At 72.9% G+C, this 25,930-nt stretch carries 26 protein-coding genes and 1 pseudogene; 17 read left to right on the top strand and 10 right to left on the bottom strand.

Features of this window, described 5'->3' with window-relative positions:
- The first annotated feature begins 14 nt into the window (after nucleotides 1–14).
- The 6 genes from priA (at nucleotide 15) to hisF (ending at nucleotide 3,971) form a co-directional block, all read left to right on the top strand.
- Complete coding sequence (gene priA, locus AB0A95_RS15005; RefSeq protein WP_357556299.1) at nucleotides 15–740, top strand: bifunctional 1-(5-phosphoribosyl)-5-((5-phosphoribosylamino)methylideneamino)imidazole-4-carboxamide isomerase/phosphoribosylanthranilate isomerase PriA; 726 nt, start codon at nucleotides 15–17, stop codon at nucleotides 738–740.
- Nucleotides 737–1,126, top strand: a complete 390-nt coding sequence (locus AB0A95_RS15000; RefSeq protein ID WP_357556298.1) for a Rid family hydrolase — start codon at nucleotides 737–739, stop codon at nucleotides 1,124–1,126. The genes priA and AB0A95_RS15000 overlap by 4 nt, the downstream gene beginning before the upstream one ends.
- A 78-nt stretch (nucleotides 1,127–1,204) precedes the next feature.
- A complete protein-coding gene (locus AB0A95_RS14995; protein ID WP_357556297.1) occupies nucleotides 1,205–1,651 on the top strand; it encodes a MarR family transcriptional regulator in 447 nt (148 codons plus the stop codon).
- Nucleotides 1,652–1,656: 5 nt separating this feature from the next.
- Nucleotides 1,657–2,088, top strand: coding sequence for an organic hydroperoxide resistance protein (locus AB0A95_RS14990; protein ID WP_357556296.1), 432 nt, complete (start codon nucleotides 1,657–1,659; stop codon nucleotides 2,086–2,088).
- Nucleotides 2,089–2,134: 46 nt separating this feature from the next.
- Nucleotides 2,135–3,130 (top strand): NADP-dependent oxidoreductase, encoded by a 996-nt coding sequence (locus tag AB0A95_RS14985; protein ID WP_357556295.1) that lies wholly within the window; start codon nucleotides 2,135–2,137, stop codon nucleotides 3,128–3,130.
- 73 nt (nucleotides 3,131–3,203) lie between these two features.
- A complete protein-coding gene (gene hisF, locus AB0A95_RS14980) occupies nucleotides 3,204–3,971 on the top strand; it encodes an imidazole glycerol phosphate synthase subunit HisF (protein WP_357069597.1) in 768 nt (255 codons plus the stop codon).
- 5 nt (nucleotides 3,972–3,976) lie between these two features.
- Here the strand turns inward: hisF and AB0A95_RS14975 are convergent, their stop codons facing one another.
- Both AB0A95_RS14975 and AB0A95_RS14970 read right to left on the bottom strand, forming a co-directional pair.
- Nucleotides 3,977–4,438: a hypothetical protein gene (locus tag AB0A95_RS14975; protein ID WP_357556294.1), complete on the bottom strand. Its 462-nt coding sequence runs from the start codon at nucleotides 4,436–4,438 to the stop codon at nucleotides 3,977–3,979.
- Nucleotides 4,439–4,539: 101 nt separating this feature from the next.
- A complete protein-coding gene (locus AB0A95_RS14970; RefSeq protein WP_357556293.1) occupies nucleotides 4,540–5,205 on the bottom strand; it encodes a hypothetical protein in 666 nt (221 codons plus the stop codon).
- A 59-nt stretch (nucleotides 5,206–5,264) separates the two neighbouring features.
- Here AB0A95_RS14970 and AB0A95_RS14965 point away from each other — a divergent pair, with 59 nt between their 5' ends.
- Complete coding sequence (locus AB0A95_RS14965; protein WP_357556292.1) at nucleotides 5,265–6,722, top strand: PLP-dependent aminotransferase family protein; 1,458 nt, start codon at nucleotides 5,265–5,267, stop codon at nucleotides 6,720–6,722.
- A gap of 61 nt (nucleotides 6,723–6,783) precedes the next feature.
- Here the strand turns inward: AB0A95_RS14965 and AB0A95_RS14960 are convergent, their stop codons facing one another.
- From AB0A95_RS14960 to AB0A95_RS14950, 3 genes are all read right to left on the bottom strand, one after another.
- A complete protein-coding gene (locus AB0A95_RS14960) occupies nucleotides 6,784–8,610 on the bottom strand; it encodes a long-chain fatty acid--CoA ligase (RefSeq protein ID WP_357556291.1) in 1,827 nt (608 codons plus the stop codon).
- Nucleotides 8,611–8,747: 137 nt separating this feature from the next.
- A complete protein-coding gene (locus AB0A95_RS14955; protein ID WP_357556290.1) occupies nucleotides 8,748–9,695 on the bottom strand; it encodes a terpene synthase in 948 nt (315 codons plus the stop codon).
- A gap of 128 nt (nucleotides 9,696–9,823) precedes the next feature.
- Entirely contained in the window at nucleotides 9,824–10,453 is a 630-nt protein-coding gene (locus tag AB0A95_RS14950; protein WP_357556289.1) for a TIGR03085 family metal-binding protein, read from the bottom strand.
- Nucleotides 10,454–10,625: 172 nt separating this feature from the next.
- Between AB0A95_RS14950 and AB0A95_RS14945 the strand changes: the two genes are divergently transcribed.
- The 3 genes from AB0A95_RS14945 to AB0A95_RS14935 all read left to right on the top strand — a co-directional run bounded on the left by AB0A95_RS14945 (nucleotide 10,626) and on the right by AB0A95_RS14935 (nucleotide 15,258).
- Nucleotides 10,626–12,509, top strand: coding sequence for an ABC transporter ATP-binding protein (locus AB0A95_RS14945; protein ID WP_357556288.1), 1,884 nt, complete (start codon nucleotides 10,626–10,628; stop codon nucleotides 12,507–12,509).
- Nucleotides 12,510–12,642: 133 nt separating this feature from the next.
- A complete protein-coding gene (locus tag AB0A95_RS14940) occupies nucleotides 12,643–14,421 on the top strand; it encodes an ABC transporter ATP-binding protein (protein WP_357556287.1) in 1,779 nt (592 codons plus the stop codon).
- An 87-nt stretch (nucleotides 14,422–14,508) separates the two neighbouring features.
- Nucleotides 14,509–15,258 carry a DUF2470 domain-containing protein gene (locus AB0A95_RS14935; protein WP_357556286.1) on the top strand — a complete coding sequence of 250 codons (750 nt, stop codon included), beginning with the start codon at nucleotides 14,509–14,511 and terminating at the stop codon, nucleotides 15,256–15,258.
- Nucleotides 15,259–15,414: 156 nt separating this feature from the next.
- Here the strand turns inward: AB0A95_RS14935 and AB0A95_RS14930 are convergent, their stop codons facing one another.
- The 3 genes from AB0A95_RS14930 to AB0A95_RS14920 form a co-directional block, all read right to left on the bottom strand.
- A complete protein-coding gene (locus AB0A95_RS14930; protein ID WP_357556285.1) occupies nucleotides 15,415–16,011 on the bottom strand; it encodes a TetR family transcriptional regulator in 597 nt (198 codons plus the stop codon).
- A gap of 170 nt (nucleotides 16,012–16,181) precedes the next feature.
- Entirely contained in the window at nucleotides 16,182–16,937 is a 756-nt protein-coding gene (locus AB0A95_RS14925; RefSeq protein WP_357556284.1) for an ABC transporter permease, read from the bottom strand.
- Nucleotides 16,934–17,671 (bottom strand): ABC transporter ATP-binding protein, encoded by a 738-nt coding sequence (locus AB0A95_RS14920; RefSeq protein WP_357556283.1) that lies wholly within the window; start codon nucleotides 17,669–17,671, stop codon nucleotides 16,934–16,936. Before AB0A95_RS14920 ends, AB0A95_RS14925 begins: the two co-directional genes overlap by 4 nt.
- 194 nt (nucleotides 17,672–17,865) lie before the next feature.
- Here AB0A95_RS14920 and AB0A95_RS14915 point away from each other — a divergent pair.
- The 4 genes and pseudogenes from AB0A95_RS14915 to AB0A95_RS14900 form a co-directional block, all read left to right on the top strand.
- Nucleotides 17,866–18,552, top strand: a pseudogene (locus AB0A95_RS14915) (phosphoribosyl-AMP cyclohydrolase); the annotation flags it as partial.
- 180 nt (nucleotides 18,553–18,732) lie between these two features.
- Nucleotides 18,733–19,164 (top strand): phosphoribosyl-AMP cyclohydrolase, encoded by a 432-nt coding sequence (hisI, locus tag AB0A95_RS14910; protein WP_357556336.1) that lies wholly within the window; start codon nucleotides 18,733–18,735, stop codon nucleotides 19,162–19,164.
- 58 nt (nucleotides 19,165–19,222) lie between these two features.
- The gene (locus AB0A95_RS14905) at nucleotides 19,223–20,776 is read left to right on the top strand and encodes an anthranilate synthase component I (RefSeq protein WP_357556282.1); all 1,554 of its coding nucleotides are present in this window, start codon (nucleotides 19,223–19,225) and stop codon (nucleotides 20,774–20,776) included.
- A 115-nt stretch (nucleotides 20,777–20,891) separates the two neighbouring features.
- Entirely contained in the window at nucleotides 20,892–21,482 is a 591-nt protein-coding gene (locus AB0A95_RS14900) for a Trp biosynthesis-associated membrane protein (protein ID WP_357556281.1), read from the top strand.
- A gap of 29 nt (nucleotides 21,483–21,511) precedes the next feature.
- On the opposite strand, the gene AB0A95_RS14895 is transcribed toward AB0A95_RS14900, so the two are convergent.
- Nucleotides 21,512–21,781, bottom strand: a complete 270-nt coding sequence (locus tag AB0A95_RS14895) for a hypothetical protein (RefSeq protein ID WP_357556280.1) — start codon at nucleotides 21,779–21,781, stop codon at nucleotides 21,512–21,514.
- A 487-nt stretch (nucleotides 21,782–22,268) separates the two neighbouring features.
- On the opposite strand from AB0A95_RS14895, the gene trpC reads away from it, so the two are divergent.
- The 3 genes from trpC to trpA are packed head-to-tail and all read left to right on the top strand — an operon-like array spanning nucleotide 22,269 to nucleotide 25,154.
- Nucleotides 22,269–23,072 carry an indole-3-glycerol phosphate synthase TrpC gene (gene trpC / locus AB0A95_RS14890; protein WP_355032734.1) on the top strand — a complete coding sequence of 268 codons (804 nt, stop codon included), beginning with the start codon at nucleotides 22,269–22,271 and terminating at the stop codon, nucleotides 23,070–23,072.
- A gap of 38 nt (nucleotides 23,073–23,110) precedes the next feature.
- The gene (gene trpB / locus AB0A95_RS14885) at nucleotides 23,111–24,349 is read left to right on the top strand and encodes a tryptophan synthase subunit beta (RefSeq protein ID WP_357556279.1); all 1,239 of its coding nucleotides are present in this window, start codon (nucleotides 23,111–23,113) and stop codon (nucleotides 24,347–24,349) included.
- A gap of 1 nt (nucleotide 24,350) precedes the next feature.
- A complete protein-coding gene (trpA, locus tag AB0A95_RS14880) occupies nucleotides 24,351–25,154 on the top strand; it encodes a tryptophan synthase subunit alpha (protein ID WP_357556278.1) in 804 nt (267 codons plus the stop codon).
- Between the two features lie 131 nt (nucleotides 25,155–25,285).
- Here trpA and AB0A95_RS14875 read toward each other — a convergent pair whose 3' ends face one another.
- Nucleotides 25,286–25,918 (bottom strand): NUDIX hydrolase, encoded by a 633-nt coding sequence (locus AB0A95_RS14875; protein ID WP_357556277.1) that lies wholly within the window; start codon nucleotides 25,916–25,918, stop codon nucleotides 25,286–25,288.
- Between the last annotated feature and the right edge of the window lie 12 nt (nucleotides 25,919–25,930).

Below are 25,930 nucleotides of genomic sequence, written 5' to 3'. Positions count from 1 at the left end.
TCGAGGAGAAGACGTTGAGCCTCACCCTGTTGCCCGCCGTGGATGTCGCAGACGGCCGGGCCGTCCGGCTCGTGCAGGGCGCCGTCGGAAGCGAGAGCATCTACGGCGACCCGTTGGACGCCGCCCTGGCCTGGCAGCGCGACGGCGCCGAGTGGATCCACCTGGTCGACCTGGACGCGGCGTTCGGCCGGGGCACCAACGCGCACCTGCTCGCCGAGGTGGTGCGCCAGTTGGACGTGAAGGTGGAGTTGTCCGGTGGCATCCGGGACGACGAGTCCCTGCGGGCGGCGTTGGGCACGGGGGCGGCCCGGGTGAACATCGGCACCGCGGCCCTGGAGGATCCGGTCTGGTGTGACCGGGTGGTGGGGGAGTATGGCGACCGGGTCGCCATCGGCTTGGACGTGCGGGGTCAGACCCTCTCCGCGCGGGGTTGGACCCGGGACGGCGGTGACCTGTTCGAGGTGCTGGAACGGTTGGACAAGGCGGGCGCGAGCCGGTATGTGGTCACCGACATCACCAAGGACGGCACGATGCGTGGTCCGAACCTGGACCTGCTGCGCGAGGTGTGCGCCCGCACGGACCGGCCGGTGATCGCCTCCGGCGGCGTGTCGACGCTTGACGACCTGCGGGCGTTGGCGACCCTGGAGTCGGTCGGGGTGGAGGGTGTGATCGCCGGCAAGGCGCTCTACGCGGGGGCCTTCACGGTGGCCGAGGCGCTGCGGACCCTGGCCGAGGTGTGACTGTCACCCGGCTCGGCTCGGGTGGCCCGTGGGAGCAGCACTACGGCTACTCGCGGGTGGTCCGGGCCGGCGATCGGGCCTTCACGGCGGGCTGCACGGCGACTGTGGACGGCCGGGTGGTGCACGTGGGTGATGCCGCCGCGCAGACCGCGCAGGCGCTGCGGATCGCGTTGGCGGCGCTCGCCGAGGTGGGCGCCGAGCCGGGCGACGTGGTCCGGACCAGGATGTACGTGACCGACCGGCTGCACGCCGACGAGGTGGGCCGGGCGCACAACGTGGTCTTCGGTGCGGTCCGGCCGGCGGCGACGCTTGTGGTGGTGGCCGGTCTGCTGGACCCGGATCATCTGGTCGAGGTGGAGGTGGAGGCGTACCTCGGCGGTCGCTGAGGTGGGCGGGCGGTGCTGCTGGGCCATCTGCGGCCCAATTAAGTTGTGCACAACTTAATTGTGGGCTACGGTTTGCCGGTGACCGATGACCTGGTGCTGCGCCGGCAGGTGTGCTTCGCGCTCTACGCCGCGTCGCGCGCCCTGACCGACGTCTACCGGCCGATCCTCGACGAGGTCGGGATCACCTACCCGCAGTACCTGGTGCTGCTGGTGCTCTGGGAGCGTCCCGACGACGCCCCCACAGTGTCCGAGCTGGGCGTCGAGCTGCGACTGGACTCCGGCACGCTCTCTCCGCTGCTCAAGCGGCTGGAGGGAGCGGGCCTGGTGGTGCGGCGTCGGTCGGCGCGCGACGAGCGGCGGGTCGAGGTGGGCCTCACCGAGCGGGGTGCGGCGCTGCGGGAGCAGCTCTGCGACGTTCCGCTGCGCATCGCCCAGGCCACCGGGCTCGGCATCGCCGAGCTGGTCGCGCTGCGCGACACCCTCACCCGGGTCACCGACACCATCCACCGACAGAAGGAGCAGTGACTCTCATGCAGGCTCTCTACACCGCCTCCGCGACCGCGACCGGCGACGGCCGCGACGGCCACGTCCAGACCTCCGACGGCACCCTCTCGCTCGACCTGGCCGTGCCGAAGGAGATGGGTGGTGCCGGCGGTGCCGCCAACCCCGAACAGCTCTTCGCCGCCGGCTACGCGGCCTGCTTCCACAGCGCGCTGCGACTGGTGGGCCGCCGGGCCAAGGCCGACGTGAGCGACTCCGTCGTCGCCGCCGAGGTCGGCATCGGCCCGAACGGCAGCGGCGGTTTCGGGCTCACCGTGCGGCTCGTCGTCGACCTGCCCGCCGTGCCCCGCGAGACCGCCGAGCAACTCGTCGAGCAGGCCCACCAGGTCTGCCCGTACTCCAACGCCACCCGCGGCAACATCGACGTCGCGCTGACCGTCCGGGAGACCTCGGCCGCGTGACGTCGCGGATCCAGGCACCCACCGCGGCCGAGAGGACGACCACCCAGTGACCGGCAATCGTGAGATCCACCTGGCCAGCCGCCCGCAGGGTTGGCCCACCCAGGACACCTTCCGGCTCGTCGAGACCGACGTCCCGACACCCGGACCGGGCCAGCTCGTGGTCCGCAACCAGTACCTGTCCGTCGACCCGTACATGCGCGGGCGGATGGACGACGTCAAGTCGTACGTGCCGCCGTTCGCCCTCGACGCCCCGCTCGACGGTGCGGCGGTCGGCGAGGTGGTGGCCAGCGAGTCGCCGGACATCGCCGTCGGGACCACGGTCCTGCACGGGCTGGGCTGGCGGGAGTACGCGCTGCTCGACGCCACCTCCGCCCGGCCTGTCGACCCGGGCCTGGCGCCGGTCAGCGCGTACCTCGGCGTGCTCGGCATGCCCGGGCTGACCGCGTACGCCGGGTTGCTGGAGGTGGCGGCGATGAAGCCCGGCGAGACGGTCTTCGTCTCCGCCGCGGCCGGCGCGGTCGGCAGCCTGGTCGGCCAGATCGCCAAGCTCAAGGGCGCTGCCCGGGTGGTCGGCAGCGCCGGCTCGCCGGCCAAGGTCGAGCGGCTGCGGGCGTTGGGCTTCGACGCCGCCTTCGACTACCACGACGGGGTCCGCGAGTCGCTGCGGGCCGCCGCTCCGGACGGCATCGACGTCTACTTCGACAACGTCGGAGGCGACCACCTGGAGGCGGCGATCTCGGCCCTGCACCGGCATGGCCGGGTCGCCATCTGTGGCATGATCGCGCAGTACAACGACACCGAGCCGCCGGCCGCGCCGCGCAACCTCGCGCTGGTCATCGGCAAGCGGCTCACCCTGCGCGGCTTCCTGGTCAACGACCACAACGACGTGCGGTCGGCGTTCGTCAGCGACGTCTCCGGCTGGCTGCGCGAGGGCACGCTGTCCTACGACGAGACGATCGTGGACGGCATCGAGAACGCCCCGGACGCGTTCCTCGGTCTGCTGCGCGGCGACAACGTCGGCAAGATGCTCGTCAAGGTGTGACGCGGACCTCATCCACGGCGGTCGACCCGAGCGGGCCGGCCGCCGTGCCTCGTGCGGAGGATAGGCTCGCGGCATGACGGTGGCCGTACGGGTGATCCCCTGTCTCGACGTGGACGCCGGGCGGGTGGTCAAGGGTGTCAACTTCCTCGACCTGCGCGACGCCGGTGACCCGGTGGAGTTGGCCGCCGCGTACGACCGGGCCGGGGCGGACGAGCTGACCTTCCTCGACGTGACAGCGTCCTCGAGTGACCGGGGCACCATGCTCGACGTGGTGCGCCGCACCGCCGAGTCGGTGTTCATCCCGCTGACCGTCGGCGGTGGGGTCCGACAGGTCGCCGACGTGGACACGCTGCTGCGCGCCGGGGCGGACAAGGTCGGTGTGAACACCGCCGCCATCGCCCGACCGGAGTTGATCGCCGAGATCGCCGACCGGTTCGGCCGGCAGGTGCTGGTGCTCTCCCTCGACGTGCGCCGGGCCCCGACCGACATCACCCCCAGCGGGTTCGAGGTCACCACCCACGGCGGCCGGCGCGGCACGGGCATCGACGCGGTGTGGTGGGCGCAGCGGGGGGCCGAGCTGGGCGCGGGCGAGATCCTGCTCAACTCGATGGACGCCGACGGCACCAAGGCCGGCTTCGACCTGGAGCTGATCGCCGCGGTGCGGGCGGTGGTGGACGTGCCGGTGGTGGCCAGCGGGGGCGCCGGCGAGGTGGCCCACTTTCCGCCCGCGATCGGTGCGGGTGCGGACGCGGTGCTCGCCGCCAGTGTCTTCCACTTCGGTGAGCTGACAGTGGCCGAGGTCAAGGACGCGCTGCGGCACAGCGGTCACCCGGTGCGCTGACCCGGTCAGTGCCCGCCGGAGTGCCCTTCCGGTGACCGGCGGGGCGTGGGGATCGAACGGACAGCGTATTCCTGGACGGCCGCCGCGTGGTCGGCCTCGTCCAGGCGCCAGTCGGCGCTGCCCGGCGCGTGCCGCCGGGTCAGCACGCCCTGCACGGTGTCCACCATTGTCGCCACCCCCGCGCGTGGGCGGGTGCGCCAGAGTTGCTCACCCTCGGCGGTGATCCGGAACCAGCCGTCGCTGACACTGACCAGCCCGGCCCCGACCAGCCGCTGGACCGCGGCCTCCACCTCGTGCCGCTGCGGAATCGCGTGGTTGAGGTGGTCGGCGGTGGAGAGCACGTCGGTCAGCCGCACGCCCTCCGGTCGTCGACTTGTCGCCGACCGACGGTGCCGCCCGGCCCCGCTGGCGATGACCAGCGACACGAAGATCCAGGCGTCCGTCCAGCGCCAATTGTTCTCCCCCATGCAGAGATGATGACGGCGCGCGTCGCGGAAGGGAACACCCACCCTCCCAACTGGTATGTCGTACCACCACCACGTGCCGGTTCGCGGACGGTGGGTGAGGTTCAGCCGGTGGGGGTGACCGGCGCGGCGCTGCCCGGGGTGGGCGCGGCGTCGTCGGCACCCTCGGGCACCGCGAACATCGGAATGAAGAGCTGGGCCAACGGACCGATGGCCAGCGCGTACGCGACGGTGCCCACACCGACGGTGCCGTCGAGCAGCCAGCCGAGCGCCAGCACGGTGACCTCGATGACGGTGCGCACCAACCGGATCGAGCGCCCCGGTCGGCGGGCCACGAAGCCGGTCATCAGCCCGTCCCGGGGGCCCGGCCCGAGTCGCGCGCCGAGATAGAGGCCGGTGGCGGCGCCGTTGGCGACGATCCCGGTGACCAGCAACGCGATCCGGACGCCGAGCGGCCCACCGGTGGGCAGGAGGGCCAGTGTGGCGTCCACGACCAGGCCGATCACCACGACGTTGCTGACCGTGCCGAGGCCCGGTCGCTGTCGCAGCGGGATCCAGAGCAGCAGCACCAGCGCGCCGACGGCGATGGTGACGGTGCCGAAGGAGAGCCCGGTCAGCTTGGACAAACCCTGGTGGAACACGTCCCAGGGGTCGAGGCCCAGGTCGGAGCGGATCATCAGGGCCATGCTGACGCCGTAGAGGGTGAGCCCGAGGTAGAGCTGCGCCAGTCGTCGAACCGGCCGGTGCCGCAGATTGCCAAGCAGTGCCATGCATGCCACTCTAGGTGCCAATCCTCGACGAGGAAGAAGCCAATATCCCAGGAGTGGTTATGACCGGGCAGGTGCGTGGCGTCCAATTGGCCCGTCTGCTCGGACAGTGGCATTCCCTGCCCGGTCGTCGGCGCAGCCCCGACTACGCCGCGCTGGCCGGGTCGGTGCGCGGGCTGCTCGCCGACGGCCGGTTGCCGCTGGGCGTCCGCCTCCCGGCCGAACGGGAGCTGGCCGAGGCGCTGCGGATCAGCCGGACCACTGTCACCGCCGCGTACCGGCAGCTGCGGGAGACCGGGCACCTGGCCAGCCGCCGCGGTGCCGGCAGTTGGACGATGCTGCCCGGCAACCACCGGGTGGCCAGCACCGGCCTGTGGACCCCGCTCGACGACCGGGAGATGCTCGACCTCGGCGTCGCCGCGCTGGCCGCCCCGCCGCAACTGCTGACGGCCGCCCGCGCGGCCACCGAGGACCTGCCCCGATACCTCGGCGGGGCCGGTTACCACCCGACCGGCATCATCGAGCTGCGCGAGGCGGTGGCCGGCGCGTACACCGCTCGGGGTCTGCCCACCTCGGCCGACCAGATCATGGTCACCAGCGGCACCCAGCACGCACTGGACCTGGTGTTGCGACTCGCTCTCGCCCCGGGCGGCAGCGTCCTGGTCGAGTCACCGACCTATCCCAACGCGCTCGCCGCGCTGGCCGGCCGACGCGCCCGGATCACCACCCACGGCCTGGCCGCCGAGGCCGGGGGTTGGGAGCCCGACCTGCTGCTGGGCAGCCTCCGGCAGACCCGGCCCAAGCTGGCCTACCTGATCCCGGAGTTCCAGAACCCGACCGGGCACCTGATGCCCGCCGTGCTTCGGGAGCGCGTGGTGGCCGCCGCCCACGCGGTCGGCACCGACCTGGTCATCGACGAGTCCTTCGTGGACCTGGCGCTGGACGGCGGCGAGCCGCCGCCCCCGGTCGCCGTCTACGACAGGCACAGTCGGGTGATCAGCATCGGCGGGATGAGCAAGACCTACTGGGGTGGCCTGCGGATCGGCTGGGTGCGCGCCTCCGCGCCGCAGGTGCAGCGGCTGGCCGCCGTCCGGGTCGGGGTGGACATGGCCAGCCCGGTGCTTGACCAGCTGGTGGCGGTGCACCTGCTCGCCGACGCCGAGGCCATCGTCGCCGACCGCCGCGTCCAGTTGACCGGCCAGCGTGACGCCCTGCTCGGCGCGCTGGCGCACCGGCTGCCGGACTGGCGGGTCACAGTGCCAACCGGTGGCGTGACGCTCTGGGCCGAGTTGGACGGTCCGGTCTCCAGCGCGCTGGCCCGGGCCGCCGAGGAGGTCGGCGTACGACTGGCGCCCGGCCCCCGCTTCGGCCTGGACGGCACCCTGGAACGCTTCCTGCGGCTGCCGTTCACCCTGCCCGCCGCGGACCTGGTGGAGGCCGTCGGGCGGATCGCGGCGGTCCGCTACGACCTGGACCGGACCGGCGGGCAGCGGTGGCGGGAGCCGGCAGTCATCGCCTGAACCCGACCGGCGGAGAAGCCGGTGACCCCGCACCGACGGGTGCGGGGCCACCGGCGACGCGTCACAGCTCGGCGAGGCTGCCGGCGTACATCTTGTCGATCTCGGCCGCGAAGTTGGTCTCCACACCCCGTCGCTTGATCTTCAACGACGGGGTGATCTCGCCGTCCTCGATGGTCAGGTCGCGCGGCAGGATGGCCACCTTCTTGATCGTCTCCCAGCGGTTGAGCTTGGCGTTGAGCTGGGCGACGTACTCCTCGATCATCGTCTGGGCCTCCGGCGAGGCGACGATCTCGGTGTAGTCGCGCCCCTCGAGGGGGCCGCCGGCGACCCAGCCCCGGATCGCGTCCGGGTCCAACGTGACAAGCATCGTGCAGAAGTTGCGGGCCTGACCGACGACGACCGCCTGCGAGGTGTACGGGCAGATCGCCTTGAACATCCCCTCGATGTGCGACGGCGCGACGTACTTGCCGCCCGAGGTCTTGACCAGGTCCTTCTTGCGGTCGGTGATCCGCAGGTAGCCCCGCTCGTCCAGGGTGCCGATGTCACCGGTACGGAAGAAGCCGTCCTCGGTGAACGCGGCGGCGGTCTCCTCCGGCAGGTTGTGGTAGCCGCGCATCACCGGCCGACCCCGCACCAGGATCTCCCCGTCGGTGTCGATCCTGCACTCCAGGTCACCCATCGCCCGGCCGACAGTGCCGATCTGGAGCCCGGACGGCGGGTTGACGAAGTTGCCGGCGCTGGTCTCGGTCAGGCCGTAGCCCTCGGAGATCGGCAGGTTCGCCGCGGCGAAGAAGGTGGCGATCTCCGGGCTGAGCGGAGCCGCGCCGGACACCAGCACCCGCATCCGGCCGCCGAGGCGGGCCTGTAGTTTGCTGAACACCAGCTTCTCGGCCAGGCCGTAGCGCAGCTTCAGCCCACCCGGCACCGGCTTGCCGGCCTGCTCCAGTGCCACCTTCTCCTTGCCGACCTGGACGCCCCAGGCGAAGATCTTCGCCTTCGCGCCGCCGGCGCCCTGTGCGGTGGTCACCGCCCGGTTGTAGACCTTCTCGAACACCCGGGGGGCCCCGCACATCAGCGTCGGGCGGATCACCGACAGCAGGTCGACCAACTTTTCCACCCGCCCGTCGACATAGGTGGGCAGGCCGACGTGGATGGCGCCGCAGAGCAGCGTCTTGCCGAACGAGTGGGCCAGCGGCAGCCACAGGTACTGCAGGTCGTCGTCGCGCAGCAGCCCGACCTCCGCCTGCGCCACGGCCTCCCAGCACCAGCCGCCGTGCAGCAGCTCGACGCCCTTGGGTCGACCGGTGGTGCCGGAGGTGTAGATCAGGGTGGCCAGGTGGTCGGGGCCGATGCCGGCCACCAGCATGTCGATCAGCTCCGGCTCGGCGGCCAGCGCGCGGAGGCCCCGCTCCTCCAACTCGGCGAGCGTCAGTTGCGGGATGGCGGCGGCGGGATCCACGGCACCGTCGAGGAGCACCACGTGGGTCAGCGCGGGCAGGTCGGCGCCGGCGATCTTCCCCGCCTGGGCCGGGTTCTCCGCGAACAGCACCTTCGAGCCGGAGTCGGCGATGATGTACGTCGCGTCCGCCGGCTCGGTGGTCGGGTAGACGGTGGTGGTCGCCCCGCCGGCGCACATGATGCCGAGATCGGCGACCACCCAGTCCAGTCGGGTGTTGGCGAGGATCGCGACCGGGTCCTCCTGGCCGACGCCCAGGCCGTGCAGGCCGGCGGCGACCGCCTTGGCGCGCTTGCCGACCTGCTCCCAGGTCAGCCAGACCGGTCCCGCGTCGTCGGGGGCCGGGGACGCGAACGCGTGCCGGTCGGGGGTGGCCGCCACGCGCTTGAGGAACATGTCCGGGATGGAGCGGTACGGGACATCGAGAGCCATCGCTGTAGCCGCCTTCGGGGGTGGTGGCGTGACGGTCGTCACGTCATGATGGTTACCGAAGAGTATTGCCTGGCGCGGTGCGTCGGCTAGCCCCGGTACCGCCCGGCCGGCCCACCCCGCCGATCGGTACTGTCGAATCAGGCGTATCGGGCGGCCCCGACCGACCAGTCGTAGGTGGCGCGGACCCAGTTCCGCCGTGCGGCCAGCGCGTGGCGCATGCCCTCGTCAGCCCTGGCCAGCAGCGCCTCTTCAGCATCGACGAAGGCGGTAAGCCCCTCGTTGAACTGGTTCGCCGCGGCCCGCAGCGCGGTCGCCTCGTCCGCGCCGCTGTCGTGGGCGAGCACCGTCACCAGGTTGTGCGCGTCCGGGTCCGCCTGGCTCTCCTTGCCGTAGGAGAAGAGGTCGTTGCACCAGCAGACCAGGTCCACCGTCAGCAGATCCAGGGCGACAAGTGCCGGATCGGCGCGCAGGGGCGACCCGAGTGGCTGCGCCGCCGCCAGGTCGGTGAGTGTGAGGCAGGGGCGTACGCCACCGATGTGTCGCCGTAGCTGGACGTACTCCGCCACCTCGGGCATCCGCCGCCGCTCCCGGTTGGCCGCCTCCCAGAGCAACGCCAGCAGGTACTCCCGCATCTGGCTGACGAACAGCAGCAGCAGTGCCGGGCGGTCGTGCAACCGGGTTCGGCGGCACAGGTCGTGCAGCGCGTCGCCGAGTGGTCCGACGGCGGGCGGTACGACGTCCGGGTCCCCGCAGCGGTCCAGCACGTCGATCAGGGTGCTGATCGCGGGCGCCAGCCGGGCCGGGTCGGCGCCGAGGCCGTCCTCGTCGCAGGCGTCGTCCATGACGAAGAGCCAGCTGATCAGGTCGGTGAGTAGTCGCAGCCCGTCCACCGATCCGTACGGACAGGCACGACCGGCCAGGCCGGCGGCGTCGGCCCGTTGCAGTCGGTGGACGCGATGGCTGGAATCGACCAGCCCGAACGCACGCGCCCACTCGACGCTCTCGCTCGCCACCTGCTCCGTGGCCCCGTGGTGGTCGGCGCGAAACGGGGGCTCCCGCAGCGCCGAAATCGCGAAGTTCCGCACAGTGCGCCCCCCACTTCGTGCCGCTCGGCGCAGAGCGGCGCGGTGAAGCGTACGGGAGGGGAAATCAGCGTGTTTCGCTGGGTGTGGGGAGCGCCACACCACCTCTGTGACCGAATAAGTTCAGGGAGTCACATGCCCAGCTTGGCGGCGCGCAGTCGACGCGCGGCCTCCGTCGCCCCGTCCAGTTGGACCTTCGCCACCCGCTGCCGGCCGGAGAGGAAGAGGACCAGTTCGGCGGGGGCGCCGACCAGCCGCAGCGGTTCGCCACCACGACCCACGGAGATCTCGCCGTGACCGGGCGCCTGCACGTAGAGGTCCGCCGGGAAGCGCCGCAGGGTCAGCCGGGCCAGCGGGGCGGCGCGCTTCCACAGGGCGCTCTGGAGGCCGGCGGGCAGGTCGCGTCGTTGCCACCCGGCAGCGGCCCGCCGTACGTCCTCGTGATGGATGAAGAACTCCATCGTGTTGGCCAGCTCGTCGGTCAGGGGATTGCTGACCGGGCTCCACACCGGCGGCCGTCGCACCTGCGCCACCAGCTCCGGGTAGGGCCGCGCGGCGAGTCGACGACGGACCCGTTCGGCGTGGCCGCGCAGCGGCGGCAGCACGATCCCGCCGGCCGCGTCCGGGCGGCGTTCCCGCAGCACCAGATGGGCGGCGAGGTCACGGGTCGACCACCCCTCGTTGATCGTCGGGGCGTCCGGCCCGAGGGCCAGCAGGAGATCGGCCAGCGCCTCGCGCTCGGCTCGGGCGTACCGCGGCATGGGCCGATCGTAGGCCCGGTGGCCCGCCGCCGCGCGCGACGGATGCCGGCCCGGCGCCCGCCGCTGTTCGCCGTCCGATACGTGATGGTCGACATATCCCGACCGGGTCGGCGGTGCTGGCCCGGACCGGTAAGGATGAGGGAGATAATTGCGGCTTACGGCGGGGGAGAGCGTGGCGAGCAAGACAAGTCGGGACGTGCTCGGCCGAGGGCTGGGAGTCCTGCGGCAGGCGATCCGCGAGCAGCCCCGGATCTTCACGATCGCGGTCGTCGGCAGCGTGCTGTTCGGCGGGATGATCATCGTCAGCGCCCGGGTCGTCGGGACCGTCATCGGCGAGGTGGCGCTGCCGGCCATCGAGCGCGGCGAGGTGGGCGCCGGCACCCTGGCGCTGGCGGCGGCCGCGTTGTTCGGGATCAGCGTGCTGCGGGTGGCGGGCATCTTCGGGCGTCGGCTCGGCGCCGGCTACATGCAGTATCGCCTCCAGGCCTCCTACCGCCGCCGGGTCACCCGCCGCTACCTGGAGCTGCCGCTGTCCTGGCACCACCGCAACTCGACAGGCACCCTGCTGTCCAACGCCAACTCCGACGTGGAGGCGGCCTGGTACCCGATCGCGCCGCTGCCCTTCGCCGTCGGCACGTTGGTGATGCTTGTCGGCGCGATCGTCTCGCTCTTCGCCACCGACTGGGCGCTCGCCCTCGTCGGCCTCGCGGTCTTCCCCGCGCTGTTCGCGCTCAACGTCGTCTACTCCCGCCGGATGGCACCCCGCCAGGCTCGGGCGCAGCGGCTGCGCGCCGAGGTCAGCGGCATCGCCCACGAGAGCTTCGACGGTGCCCTGGTGGTCAAGACGATGGGCCGCGAGGCCCAGGAGACCGCCCGGTTCGCGGGCCGCGCCGGCGAGCTGCGCGACTCGCTGATCGCCGTCGGTCGGCTGCGCGGCGTCTTCGACCCGCTGCTGGAGACGCTGCCCAGCCTCGGCACCCTCGCCGTGCTGGTGGTCGGGGCGTTCCGGCTGCGCCAGGGTGCCATCAGCGTGACCGAGCTGGTCAGCGTGGCGTTCCTCTTCACCGTGCTGGCCTTTCCGGTCCGGGCCATCGGGTGGGTCCTGGCGGAGTTGCCGCGCAGCGTCGCCGGCTGGGACCGCGTCCGCCGGGTGCTCGACGCCACCGGCGAGATGCCGTACGGGCAGCGCGTCCTCGACCAGACCAGCTCCGGGCCGGCCACCCTCACCTTCCGCGACGTGCACTTCTCCTACCCGCCGGCCGAGGCGCACCAAGCCGGCGCGCAGGTCCTCGGCGAGGTCGGTTTCACAGTGCCGGCGGGCCGGACGGTGGCCCTGGTCGGGCCCACCGGCGCCGGCAAGTCGACGATCGCCTCGCTGGCGGTACGCCTCGTCGACCCGGACTCCGGCACCGTCGCCGTGGACGGGGTCGACGTGCGCGAGCTGACCGCCGCCTCGCTGGCCGGCACTGTGGCGCTTGTCGCCCAGGTGCCGTTCGTCTTCGACGACACGGTCCGCGCGAACATCGCCCTGGACCGGTCGGGCATCGACGACGAGGCGGTGTGGGCGGCGCTGCGGCTGGCCGAGGCGGACGGGTTCGTCGCCGCGCTGCCCGACGGTCTGGACACCATGGTCGGCGAGCGGGGCACCTCGCTCTCCGGTGGGCAGCGCCAGCGGCTCACCCTGGCCCGCGCGCTGGCCGGCCGGCCGCGCCTGCTGGTGCTCGACGACGCGACAAGCGCCGTCGACCCCCGGGTCGAGGCGGCCATCCTGGCCGGGTTGCGCCCGTCGACGGCCCAGCCGGGTGCGCCGGCCGCGTCGATCCTGGTGGTGGCGTACCGCCGGGCCACCATCGCGCTCGCCGACGAGGTCATCTACGTGGAGCAGGGTCGGGTGATCGCCCGGGGCACGCACAGCGAGTTGTTGGCCACGGTGCCCGGCTACGTCGACCTGGTCACCGCCTACGAGCAGGCGGAGGCCGAGCGGGCGCAGGAGAGCGCGTACGGCGACGAGGTCGCCCCGCTGCCCTCGGGCCTGGAGATCGAGGTGGACCGGTGAGGAAGGCGGGACCGGTGAACGCGAGGAGTGCGGCGAAGCGGAGCCCCGCAGTCGTGAACGGAAGGCGGGACCGGTGAACGCGAGGAGTGCGGCGAAGCGGAGCCCCGCGGTCGCGGGTGAGAGGCGGGATCCGGTGACGACGACGGCGGACGGGGACAAGCGGGAGGAGACGACCTGGCAGACCCTGCGCCGAGGTCTGGCGCTGTCGCCGGAGCTGCGGACCGGCCTGGCCGGCACCCTGGCCCTGGCGTTGGTCTACATGGTCGGTCGGGTGGCCGTGCCGGTGGCCGTGCAGCAGGGCATCGACCGCGGTCTCGTCGGCGGTCTGAACCTGGACGTGGTCTGGACGGTGGTGGCGGTCACCGCCGGGATCCTGGCGATCACGACGGTCTGCGGTTACCTGATGATGCGCCGGCTCTTCACGGTCAGCGAGACGGCCCTGGCCAACGTACGGACCCGGGCGTTCCGGCACGTGCACGACCTGTCGATGCTGCACCAGCAGTCCGAGCGGCGGGGCTCGCTGGTCTCGCGGGTCACCAGCGACGTCGACCAGATCACCCAGTTCCTCCAGTGGGGCGGGGTGATCCTGCTCGTCAACCTCGGTCAGCTGGTGGTCACCACCGCCGTCATGCTCGCGTACTCCTGGCAGTTGACCCTCGTGGTGTTGGCGGCGTTCCTGCCGGCGGTGTTCGTCATCCGGCAGTTGCAACGCCGGCTGGGCTCGGCGTACGCGACGGTGCGCCAGCGCACCGGCACGCTGCTCGGCACGATCGGCGAGAGCGTGGTGGGCGCACCGGTGATCCGGGCGTACGGGATCGCGGGGCGCACCGAGCGGCGGTTGGACGAGGCGATCGACGCGCAGCGTCTGGCGCAGCAGCGGGCGATCCGGATCAGCATCGTGGGCAGCTCGGTCGGCGAGTTGGCCGCCGGGCTGGCACTGGCCGGTGTGGTGGTGCTCGGCGTGACGCTGGGCGTGGACGGCACGCTGTCGATCGGCCAATTGACCGCGTTCCTCTTCCTGGTGACGCTCTTCATCCAGCCGGTCCAGATCGCCACCGAGGTGCTCAACGAGGCGCAGAACGCGATCGCCGGCTGGCGTCGGGTGCTTGATGTGCTGGACGTCGCCCCCGATGTGGCAGACCCGGGGGAGCAGGGGCGGAAGCTGCCGGCTGGGCCGCTGGACGTCCGGTTCGCGGGTGTGCGGTTCGCCTATCCGGGTGGCCCGCCGGTGTTGCACGACATCGACCTGGAGATCGCGGCGAAGAGCCGGGTGGCGGTGGTCGGTGAGACCGGCAGCGGCAAGACCACCTTCGCCAAGTTGCTGACCCGTCTGATGGACCCGTCGGTCGGGTCGGTGCTGTTGTCCGGGGTGCCGCTGTCCGAGGTGCGGTTCGACTCGCTGCGCTCCCGGGTGGTGATGGTGCCGCAGGACGGGTTCCTCTTCGACGCGACGGTGGGGGACAACGTCCGGTTCGCCCGGCCGGAGCTGACCGACGAGGAGCTGAGCCTGGCCTTCACCGAGTTGGGCCTGTCGGACTGGTTGGAGGGTCTGCCGGCGGGTCTGGACACGCCGGTCGGGGAGCGCGGCGAGGCGCTCAGCGTCGGTGAGCGCCAGCTTGTCGCACTGGCCCGCGCGTACGTGGCCGATCCCGATCTGCTGGTGCTGGACGAGGCGACGAGCGCGGTGGACCCGGCGACCGAGGTGCGCCTGCAACGCACCCTGGACGCGGTCACCAGGGGGCGGACGACCCTCGCGATCGCGCACCGGCTCTCCACGGCGCAGGCCGCCGACGAGGTGATCGTGGTGGACCGGGGTCGGGTGGTGCAGCGCGGCCCGCACGACGAGCTGGTCCGTGACGCCGACTCGGTCTACGGCCTGCTCTACGCCTCCTGGCTGGAACAGACCCGGTAACGAGGTGCACCGGTGCGGTGGACGTCGACGGTCGAGTGCTCTAGGCTCCGGCTTAGGTAAGCCTAACCTTCGAAGGAGGTCGCGCCCATGCGGCCCAACCCCGCCGAGATCGTCCGTACCCTCGTCGCCGGTCGCCTGCCCGGCCTCGTCCATCTCGCGCACCGGCCGGGCCCGCACCACGCCCGGCACGTGACCGACCCGGACGGGCGGGTGCTGCTGCTGGTGCCGGTGGCCAGCCACCTGGCCGCCGCCCTACAGCCGGTCCCCGGGGCCAGCGACATCGCGGTGGTGCTCGACGTGCTCGACCTGCCGCCCGCGGCCGGTGCGCCAGGTCTGGGCCGGGCCTGGGTCTCCGGCTGGGCGGCCGAGCTACACGGCGACGAGGCCCGCCAGGCGGCGCTCGACTTCGCGGCGGTGGAACCGACCGGCGACCTGCTCGACCTGGGCACCCGGTTCCGGCTGTTCCGCTTCGAGGTGATCGAGGTCCGCTGGGAGCGGGCCGGCGTCGTGCACCGGGTCGACCCGCTGGAGTACGCGGAGGCAGAACCGGACCCGGTGCACCCGGTCGAGGCACGCCTGCTGGCCGACCTCGCCGAGCGCGGCGGTGCCCAGGTGACCGAATACCTGTGCCGGCAGCTCGGCCTGACCGACCAGAGCGCCGACGGGCCACCCCGGGTGGTACGCATCGACCGCTACGGCCTGGTGGTCACCCTCGGCCGCCCCGGCGCCCGACGCCGGATCCGGTTGGCGTTCCCCGGCCCGATAACCGACCCAGCCGACCTGCCGCACCTGCTGCCACCCCTGCACCTCACGGCCAACACCCACCCCCCGCGCTAACCACCCCCGCCGGGCCCTCACCGCGCCGCCTCGCGCCGCGTCGCTGCGCCGTACCCCGTCCCGAGCCCTGCGCCGGTCTTGCACTTTCTGTCGCCTGTGCGCGCCCTATGCCCCTTTGGCCGGGGCAGAAAGCGCAAGATCGGCGTGGGCGCGGGGTCAGGTTGGCAGGGGGCCGGTGAGGTAACGCTGGATCGTGGGGCCGATCGCGGCCACCAGGGTTTCCGGGTCTGCCGAGGCGACCGGCTCAAGGCGTACCACGTGCCGCATCATGGCCAGGCCGATCATCTGGGTGGCCACCAGGGAGCCGCGCAGTGGCAGCTCGGCCGGGTCGACGTCGAGGTTTTCCAGCACCCGGCGCAGCACCTGGGTGGTGACGAACTCGCGCAGCAGTCGGGCGGTCCACTCGTTGCTCACCGCGGAGCGCAGCAGTGCCTGCGCGGCGCCGCCGGTCGGGGAGTCCCAGACGCCGAGGAAGATGCGCACCATCCGCTCCCCTGTGCCGTCCCGGTCGCCGGTGAGCACCTTCGGCACCAGCTGACCGGGGTCGAAGGGGAAGTCCATCGCGGCCCGGAAGAGCTGGTCCTTGCTGCCGAAGTAGTGGTGCACCAGCGCCGGGTCCACCTCCGCCGCGCCGGCGATGGCCCGGATCGAGGCGGCGTCGAAGCCACGTTCGGCGAACGCCGTCCGCGCCGCGTCGAGAATCGCCTCCCGGGTGCCCGGGTTGCCGGGCCGCCGGCCGGTTCGCCGCGTCATCGCCGCCCCTCGTTCGTCCACCTGGGCCCGCCGTGGGCCGCTCGTCCCCGCCCCGCGCAGCGCCGCCGTCGCAGGGCCCCGGGTGGGCCAACCGCCACGCCACACGTGCGGGCGCAGCGACCCGCCGGTGGCCGGCCGCTGCGCGTCACCGCCACGCCGCCGCGGGGCTGTCAGCCGCTGCGCCGGCGCAGGGTTGCCGCCGCGAGCACCAGCGCCAACACCACCGCGCCGAGCACCACCGCCGCGTCCCGCCACATTGTGCCGGTCGGCTCGGCGTGGGCGCCGACCTCCTGCAACGCCTCGATGGCGTACGACAGGGGGAAGGCGTCACTGAGCGCCTGGAGCCAACCGGCCATCTCGTCGCGGGCCACGAACAGCCCGCAGAGCAGCAGTTGGGGGACCACCACGACTGGCAGGAACTGTACTGCCTGGAACTCGGTGCGGGCGAAGGCGCTGCACAGCAGCCCGAGGGCGACGCCGAGCACGGCGTCGACGACCGCGATCCCGATCACGAGCCCGATGCTGCCGGCGGTGTCCAGACCGAAGATCCAGTACGCCACACCGGCGGCGACCGCCGCCTGCGCGGCGGCGGCCAGGCCGAACGCGATGCCGTACCCGAAGAGCAGGTCGAGCTTGCCCAGTGGCGTGGTCAGCAGGCGTTCCAGGGTGCCGGAGGTGCGCTCGCGCAGCATCGCGATGCTGGTCACCAGGAACATGATCACGAAGGGGAAGATGCCCAGCAGCACCAGCGCGATCCGGTCGAACGTCCGGGGCTGCCCGGGTGGGGTCGGCTGGTCGGCGTACATGAAGTAGATGAGGGTGAGCAGGGCGGCCGGCACCACCACGAGCAGCGCGATGGTGCGCCGGTCGTGCCGGAGCTGGCGCAGGATGCGGCCGGTGGTGGCCGCCAGGATCCGGGCGTTCACGAGGCCTCCTGCCCGCTGCTGGTCGTCTCGCCGGCCCGGATGAGGCGCAGGAACGCCTCGTCGAGGTCGTCCACCCCGGCGGTGGCGCGGATGGCGGCCGGGCTGTCGTCGGCGATCAGCCGCCCCTGGCGGATCAGCAGCAGCCGGTCGCAGCGGGCCGCCTCGTCCATCACGTGGCTGGACACCAGCAGGGTGGTGCCCGCGGCGGCCATCGCGTGGAACCGGGCCCACAGGTCGGCCCGCAGCACCGGATCCTGACCGACGGTCGGCTCGTCCAGGATGACCAGCTCCGGCTCGCCGACCAGGGCGCAGGCCAGCGAGGCTCGGCTGCGTTGACCGCCGGAGAGGGTGGCGACCAGTTGGCCGGCCGCCTCGGCCAGCCCGACATCGCTGATCGCCCGGTCGGCCTCGACCCGCCCTCGCCCGTAGAGGGCCGCGAAGTAGCGGGCGTTTTCCCGGACGGTCAGGTCGGCGTAGACGCTCGGCGCCTGGGTCAGGTAGCCCACCTGGTGCCGCAGCGCCGGGGCGCCCGCCGGGCGACCAAGCACGGTGACCGTCCCGCCGCTGACCACCTGCACCCCGACCACGGCACGCATGAACGTGGTCTTGCCGCTGCCGCTGGGGCCGAGCAGCCCCGTCACGGCACCGCGCGGGACGCGGCAGCTGATGCGGTCCAGCACGCGCCGCCCGCCCCGGTCCACGACCAGGTCGCGGACGGCTATCGCGTCGTCCATCGCACACCTCCGAAAGAAACTCATCACCTGTTGAACTCAACGCTAGATGAAATACTGCTTCCGGTGCAACGGGCTAAACGGCGAGGGGTTGCCGGTCCCGCGCGGAGCGCGAGAACGGGCAGTAGGCTTCGGACCGGACACGGAGTCCGCCAACGGGCATTGCGTACCGATGGGGCGTACGGCACGATGGCGCCGTGGGTCACGCTCCGTTACCGGATAGCGGTTTTCTTGAGGACTGGGCCGCACGGTTGCGGCAGACCGTCGAGCGGCCGGTCGTCGGCATCCTGCTGCGCGGCAGCCACGCCCGCCGCGCCGCCACCGCGCACAGTGACGTCGACCTCGACGTGTTGGTCGGCGGCGCGCCGTACGCCGAGCGACGGGCGTACCTGGCCGAATCGGCGGGCCGGGTCACCCACGTCTCGGTGGCCGCCCGCGACGTCCGCTCCTGGGTGCACCGGCTCGGCGAACCGGCCGACTGGGCGTTCGGGCTGCCGGTCACCGCGCCGGCGCGGCTGCTCTGGGCCGACCCGCACTGGCGGCCCCGGATCGACCTGCCGGTGCTCTGCCAGCCCGCCGAGCCACCCCGACTCGAAGAGCTGATCGCCACGCTGGGTAAGGCGGCGGCGGCACGGTCGGCCCACGACCGCCTCGGGGTCCGGCTCGCCGTCGCCGACCTGGCCCGACTCTGCCCATCGGTGCTGCGCCCGGCCAATCCGTCGGTGCGGGTCCACTCCCGACGGGCGGCCTTCGCGGCGGCCCTGGAGCTGCCGGTGGCCCCACCCGGTTACCGGGCGGACATGCTGCTCTGCCTCGGGCTCCGTCCGGGTACGACCGGCCAGCTCTGGGCCGCCGCCGTACGGCTGGTCGCCGGCACCCTGCCGTTGATCCGGCCGTACGCCGAGGAGATCGCCGAGGTGGCCGGCGCGGACCTGGCCGCCGCCCTGGTCGACGGCCGGCTGGAGCGGTACGTGGCCCAGCTGGCCCGGCCCGACGGGCCCGCGCCGCAGCCTGACCGGGAGCGGTCGCCGGTACCCGCGCCCCGTGCGGGAGACTTGGTCACTGTGTCCGTACCTGACTCGCCGGCGACCGGCGTCCCCAGCGATCCGAGCGACCCGGTGAGCGCCGCGCCGGCTCGCCCGTCCCGACTCGACGCGGCCATCGCGGCCCGGCTGCGTCGCACCGCCGATGGTCTGGTCGCCGCGGTGGTCCGCGCGCACGACTCCGGCGAGGTGCTGATGGTCGCCTGGATGGACGACGAGGCGCTGCACCGCACCCTCACCACCGGCCGGGCCACCTACTGGTCGCGCAGCCGACGAGAATACTGGGTCAAGGGGGCCACCTCCGGGCACCACCAGTACGTCCGCTCGGTCGCGCTGGACTGCGACGGCGACGCTCTGCTGGTCAGCGTGGACCAGGTCGGCGCCGCCTGCCACACCGGGCACCGGACGTGCTTCTTCACCGAGTTGCCCGTCACCGCCCCGGAGGCACGGTGAGCGCTCGCAGCGCAGTGCGGCGCAGCCCCGCAGTCGCGAACGAAAGGCAGACCCAGCCATGACCGACGGCACCGTCAGCCCCGACCTGACCACCTTCGGCGAGCTGGCCGCCGGCTGGCGGGTGGTGCCGGTCACCCGACGGCTCCTGGCCGACGCGGAAACCCCGGTCGGGGTCTACCGGAAGCTGGCCGGTGGGCCGGGCACGTTCCTGCTCGAATCGGCCGAGCAGGGCGTCGGCTCGGCCGGCCTGGCCTGGTCGCGGTACTCGTTCATCGGCGTACGCAGCAGCGCGACACTCGTCGAACGCGACGGCGTGGCGACCTGGCTCGGCCAGCCGCCGGCGGGGTTGCCCACCGAGGGTGACCCGGTGCGGGTGCTGCGGGAGACGGTGGCGGCGCTCGCCGGCCCGGTGGGGGACCCGTCCGACGGGTTGCCGCCGCTGACCGGGGGCATGGTCGGCTATCTCGGCTACGACCTGGTCCGCCGCTTCGAGCGGCTGCCCGAGCTGACCGAGGACGACCTCGGTGTGCCGGAGCTGGGCATGATGCTCGCCACCGACCTGGTGGTACTCGACCACTACGACGGCTCGGCGATCCTTGTCGCCAACGCGGTGCTGCCGCCGCTGGACGCCCCGGACCGCGCCCCGCAGGTCGCCGCCGCGTACCACCACGCGGTGGGCCGACTGGACGCGATGACCACCGCGCTGTCCCGGCCCATCCCGCCGATGATCTCCACCGTCGAGCGTCCGCCGGCCGGTGAGGTGCTCTGCCGTACGCCCGACGGCGGCTACCCGAAGGCGGTGGAGGCCGCCAAGGAGGCGATCCGGGCCGGGGAGTGCTTCCAGATCGTGCTCTCCCAGCGCTTCGAACTGTCGACGCACGCCGACCCACTGGACGTCTACCGGGTGCTGCGCACCAGCAACCCCAGCCCGTACATGTACCTGCTGCGCTTCGACGGGTTCGACATCGTCGGCTCGTCCCCGGAGGCGCACCTGAAGGTGACCGGCGGCGCGGACGGGCGGCGTCGGGCGTTGCTGCACCCGATCGCCGGCACCCGGCCGCGCGGCGGCACCCCCGCCGCCGACGCCGTGCTCGCCGCGGAGCTGCTCGCCGACCCGAAGGAACGCGCCGAGCACGTGATGCTCGTCGACCTCGGCCGCAACGACCTGGGCCGGGTCTGTCAGCCCGGCAGCGTCGAGGTGCCCGAGTTCGCCACCATCGAGCGGTACAGCCACGTCATGCACATCGTCTCCACAGTCACCGGCACGCTGCGCGACGACCAGAGCGCGTTCGACGCGCTCGCCGCGACGTTCCCGGCCGGCACGCTCTCCGGTGCGCCGAAGGTGCGCGCCATGGAGATCATCGAGGAGTTGGAGCCGGTGCGCCGTGGCCTCTACGGCGGCACTGTGGGCTACTTCGGCTTCGGCGGCGACCTGGACATGGCGATCGCCATCCGGACCGCGCTCATCCGCGACGGCCGCGCCTACGTGCAGGCAGGGGCCGGGGTGGTGGCCGACTCGGACCCGGCCGCCGAGGACCAGGAGACGCGGAACAAGGCCGCCGCGGTGCTGGCGGCGATCGCGGCCGCCGAGACACTGCGGCCCGCCCGGTGAGCGCGAGGAGTGCGGCGCAGCGGAGCCCCGCAGTCGCGAACGGAAGGCCGGCACCGGTGAGCGCGAGGGGTGCGGCGCAGCGGAGCCCCGCAGGCGCGAACGGAAGGCCGGTCCGGTGAGTGCCGCCGAGCGGTCCGCCGGGGGCCGGCGCGAGTTGACGTACGCCGTGGTGCTCTGTCTGGTCGGCGCGGGCCTGGCGCTGTGGGCCGCGACGCGAATCTGGTCGGTGGAGCTGACAGTGCGTCCGGCGCCGTTGCCGCCGGTACGCGACACCCGCAGCGGCGCCGGGCTGCTGCCCTGGCTGCCGGCGCTGGCCCTGGTGACGCTGGCCGGTGGTGGCGCGGTGCTGGCCACCCGGGGCCGGCTGCGGCGGGTGCTCGGCGCGCTGCTCGGCGCGCTCGCTCTGGCCGTGGCGGCCGGCGGTTGGTACGGGCTGGTGGTCGACGTCGAGGGCTCGGTGAGTCGGCAGTGGCCGGCGCTCTGCCTGCTCGGTGGTCTGCTGGCCGCCGTGGGCGGCTTCTGGACGGCGTCGCGCGGTGGTGGGTGGCCGGCGATGGGTGCCCGGTACGAGCGGCCGGCACGGACCGCTCCGGAGGCCGCGTCCGCCCCGGCCGGCGCACCGGAGCCGTCCGCCCCGATGGCCGGCCGGCGGACCACCGAGGCGTGGGACGCGTTGGATCGGGGTGAGGACCCGACGGCCGACTGACGCGACGGCTCGTACCGCCGGCGGGGTTGTCAGCCGACCGGCTGACGGTCCCGCTGCGGTCGGTGACTGGCGGCGCGGGCGGCGGTCAGCTCGGCCACCAGGCGGTTCAGTTCGGCTCGCTGGTCGGCGCGGGCCCGGTCGGCGCAGACCGCCTCCCACGCGTTGCCCCGCGCGGTGCGCATCCGTCCCTCGCCCACCACGGCCCGCTCCAGGGTGTGCACCACCCCGACGGCGAGCGACGCCACAGTCCGCGAGATGGTCGTCAGGCCGATTGTCGCTTGCGGCTCGGACATGCTCATGGTCACCTCGCACGAGGGGTTGCGACGGTCGGGGCAGGCGCCTCATCGAGTCTGCCCGAGGACGATGCTGCCCGGCTGACGTTTCGCCGTCGTGACCGCCCGGTCAACTGTCCCGCCCCGGCCGTGACCAGGGCCCGTCCGTTCGGCCTTGACCTTGCTCACAACATCGATCGACGCCGCTGTCGTCGGGCGCCGGTCGGGAACTGGTGGCATGATCGATGCAACGGCACGGTCTGACCGCGGCCGCCAGGCTCCATACCGCGTGGCGATTGTCGATACGGGAGGTGGCGCTGTGTGACACACCGTTCACGGCAAGTCGGCCATTATGCCGCAGCCCTTTTCGTGAGCAGCGCCATACCCCCGGCATTCGGCATCGGTCGGCTGCCCCTAGCATCGGCCCATGACGCCCGGAGAGGGGAGTCCGTTGGTGACTGCTGAGCATGCGCACGCGGAGGGGGACGAGGCCGGTCAGGCAGCGTCCGTAAGCGTGCTCGACGAGATTCTGGCTGGCGTGCGTGAGGACGTCGCCCGACGCCAGGAGCAGGTTCCGCTGGAGCGGATCCGTGAACTGGCCGCGGCGGCACCGCCGCCACTGGACGCGTACGCGGCGCTGCGTAAGCCCGGCGTGGCCGTGATCGCCGAGGTGAAGCGCTCGTCGCCGTCCAAGGGACGGCTGGCCGAGATCGCCGATCCGGCCGACCTGGCGGTCGACTACGCCGCCGGTGGGGCGCGGGCGATCAGCGTGCTGACCGAGGGGCGCTGGTTCGGCGGCTCACTCGACGACCTGGCGGCCGTCCGCGCCGCGGTGAGCGTGCCGGTGTTGCGCAAGGACTTCGTGGTCTCCAGCTACCAGGTGCACGAGGCACGCGCGCACGGTGCCGACCTGGTCCTGCTGATCGTCGCCGCGCTGGAGCAGAACGTGCTGATGGGCCTGCTGGAGCGGATCGAGTCGCTGGGCATGACCGCGCTGGTCGAGGTGCACGACGAGGAAGAGGCCGACCGCGCACTGGAGGCGGGCGCGCAGGTGATCGGGGTCAACGCCCGTGACCTGCGTACCCTGGAGGTCGACAGGTCCGTTTTCGAGCGGATCGCGCCCGGCCTGCCCAGCAGTGTTGTCAAGATCGCCGAATCCGGCGTTCGCGGTCCGCACGACCTGATCCGGTACGCCTCCGCGGGCGCCGACGCGGTCCTCGTGGGCGAGGGCCTGGTCACGCAGAAGAGCCCTCGCGAGGCGGTCGCCGAGCTTGTCAACGCCGGCAACCATCCGGCGACGCCCCGGCCGGTGCGCTGACCCCGCACCGTAGTGCCGCCCCACCGAGAGGATTTTCGATGAGCGCCGACGCGCTGGCCCCGCAGGCCGGCCCGCAGCCCGACTCCGCCGGCCACTTCGGCCGCTTCGGCGGTCGGTTCGTTCCCGAGGCCCTGGTGGCCGCGCTGGACGAGCTTGACGGGGCGTGGCGTACGGCGATGGCGGACGAGTCCTTCCGGGCCGAGTTCGACGCGCTGCTGCGCGACTACGCGGGCACGCCGTCGCTGCTCTACGAGGCCCGGCGGTTCTCCGCGAAGATCGGTGCGCGGGTGTTGCTCAAGCGCGAGGACCTCAACCACACCGGCGCGCACAAGGTGCGCAACGTGCTCGGCCAGGCGCTGCTCACCAAACGGATGGGCAAGACCCGGGTGATCGCCGAGACCGGTGCCGGCCAGCACGGGGTGGCCACCGCGACCGCCGCGGCCCTGTTCGACCTGGAGTGCGTGGTCTACATGGGCCAGGTCGACACCGAGCGGCAGGCGCTCAACGTGGCCCGGATGCGGATGCTCGGCGCCACAGTCGTTCCGGTCACCAACGGTTCACGCACCCTCAAGGACGCGATGAACGAGGCGATGCGCGACTGGGTGGCCAACGTCGACGAGACGCACTACCTGATCGGCACCGCCGCCGGTCCGCACCCCTTCCCGGCGATGGTCCGCGACTTCGTCCGGGGCATCGGTGACGAGGCCCGCCAGCAGTGCCTCGACCTCACCGGCGCACTGCCGGACGCGGTCACCGCCTGCGTCGGCGGCGGCTCCAACGCGTTGGGCGTCTTCCACGCGTTCGTCGGTGACGAGGCCGTGCGGTTGTACGGCTTCGAGGCCGGCGGCGACGGAGTGGCCACCGGTCGGCACGCGGCGAGCATCACCGGCGGGTCCGCGGGCGTGCTGCACGGCACCCGCACCTACGTGCTCCAGGACGCCGACGGGCAGACGCTGGAGTCGCACTCGATCTCCGCCGGCCTGGACTACCCGGGCGTCGGGCCCGAGCACGCCTGGCTGCACGACACCGGCCGGGCGAGCTACCTGCCGGTCACCGACGACGAGGCGATGGCCGCGTTCGAGCTGCTCTGCCGCACCGAGGGGATCATCCCGGCGATCGAGAGCGCCCACGCGCTGGCCGGCACCGTCGCGCTGGCCCCGAAGCTCGCCGCCGAGTTGGGCCGGGAGCCGACCATCGTGGTCAACCTGTCCGGGCGGGGCGACAAGGACGTGCACACCGCCGGCGACTACTTCGGCATCCTCGACAAGGAGCGGTGAGATGAGCCGGATCGGGGTGGCCTTCGACAAGGCCCGCGCCGACGGACGGGCACTGCTGGTCGGCTGCATGCCGGCCGGGTTCCCGAGCGTCGAGGGCAGCATCGCCGCGATGACCGCCATGGTCGAGGCCGGCGTCGACGTGATCGAGGTGGAGATTCCCTACTCCGACCCGGTCATGGACGGGCCGGTGATCCAGAAGGCCAGTGACATCGCGCTGGCCGGCGGCGTCCGCACCGCGGACACTCTGCGCATCATCGAGGCCGTGGCGGCCACCGGCGCTCCGGTGGTCACCATGACCTACTGGAACCCGGTCGAGCGGTACGGCGTGGACGTGTTCGCCCGTGACCTCGCCGCCGCCGGGGGCACCGGTCTGATCACCCCCGACCTCATTCCCGACGAGGCGGCCGAGTGGCTGGCCGCCTCGGACGCGCACGGGCTGGACCGCACGTTCCTGGTGTCGCCGTCATCCACCGACGCCCGGCTGGCGATGACCGTGCAGCACTGCCGGGGCTTCGTCTACGCGACAGCGGTCATGGGCGTGACGGGCGCCCGGACGCGCACCTCCGACGCCGCTCCGACGCTTGTCTCCCGGGTCCGGGAGGTCACCGACCTGCCCGTGGGCGTCGGCCTGGGCGTGGGCACCGGTGCGCAGGCCGCCACCGTCGCCGGCTACGCCGACGGGGTGATCGTCGGCAGTGCGCTGATCCGCTGCCTGCTCGACGCGCCCACCGAGGCCGACGGGCTGGCGGCCCTGCGCACCCTCAGCGCCGAGCTGGCCGAGGGCGTCCACAACCCCACCCGCTGAGCTGCCACCCCGCTTGTCGGGCGGGGCTTGTCGGGCGGCGCGAGCGTCGGTGCCTGCCGCTCGATGAACACGGTCCACCGTGTGCGGGCATCCACTACCGATGGCCGTGGCCGTCTCGGACCGGTGCTCCGTCAGGGCCGGAGGGACGGGTCCGTGGACGCCTCACCACGCTGCTCCGGCGGCTGGCCAGCGCCCGGACGCCCGTCCTGGTCGGCGTCCGGCTGCCCTGCCCCGGTGGGCTGGTTCGTTCCCGTCGGCTGGCCTGCCCCGGTCGGGTGTGGTGCGACCGGCGGCGCGGGGTCGAGGATGTCGGGCGCCCGGAGGACGTGCCGGAGGGTGCCGGAGCGGCCGGCGATCGCGTCGCTGACCGCGGCCCGGGTGAGTGGGGTGGCCGCCTCGGGCAGCGCGGCGGGTGCGTGCCAGGACAGGCGGCAACCCGGCAGTGGGTCGGCGGTCGGTCGGACATCGACAGCGCAGGCTCGAAACACGTGCACGAGGACGTCCGGCAGCGGCCCGGCGCGTCCGGCCGGGGTTTGCCTCGGCGGACCGGTCAGGTGATAGAGGCCGACCAGGTCGACAAGCTCGATCTCCCAGCCGGTCTCCGCGCGGATGTCGCGCAGGGCCGCCTGCGTCGGGCTCTCGGCCGGGCGCAGCCGTCCACCGGGTAACGCGTGGCGGCGCTCACCCCGGCCCTGCCGGCAGAGCAGCACCCGGCCGGTGTCGTCGGTGACGACCGCGGCGACCGCCCAGGTGAGCGCGCTCATGGACAAAGAGCG

Source organism: Micromonospora sp. NPDC049230, assembly GCF_040647875.1.
Lineage (GTDB): Bacteria > Actinomycetota > Actinomycetes > Mycobacteriales > Micromonosporaceae > Micromonospora.
Note: the sequence above shows the minus strand (reverse complement) of the source record. Positions and strands in the feature narration are given on the sequence as shown.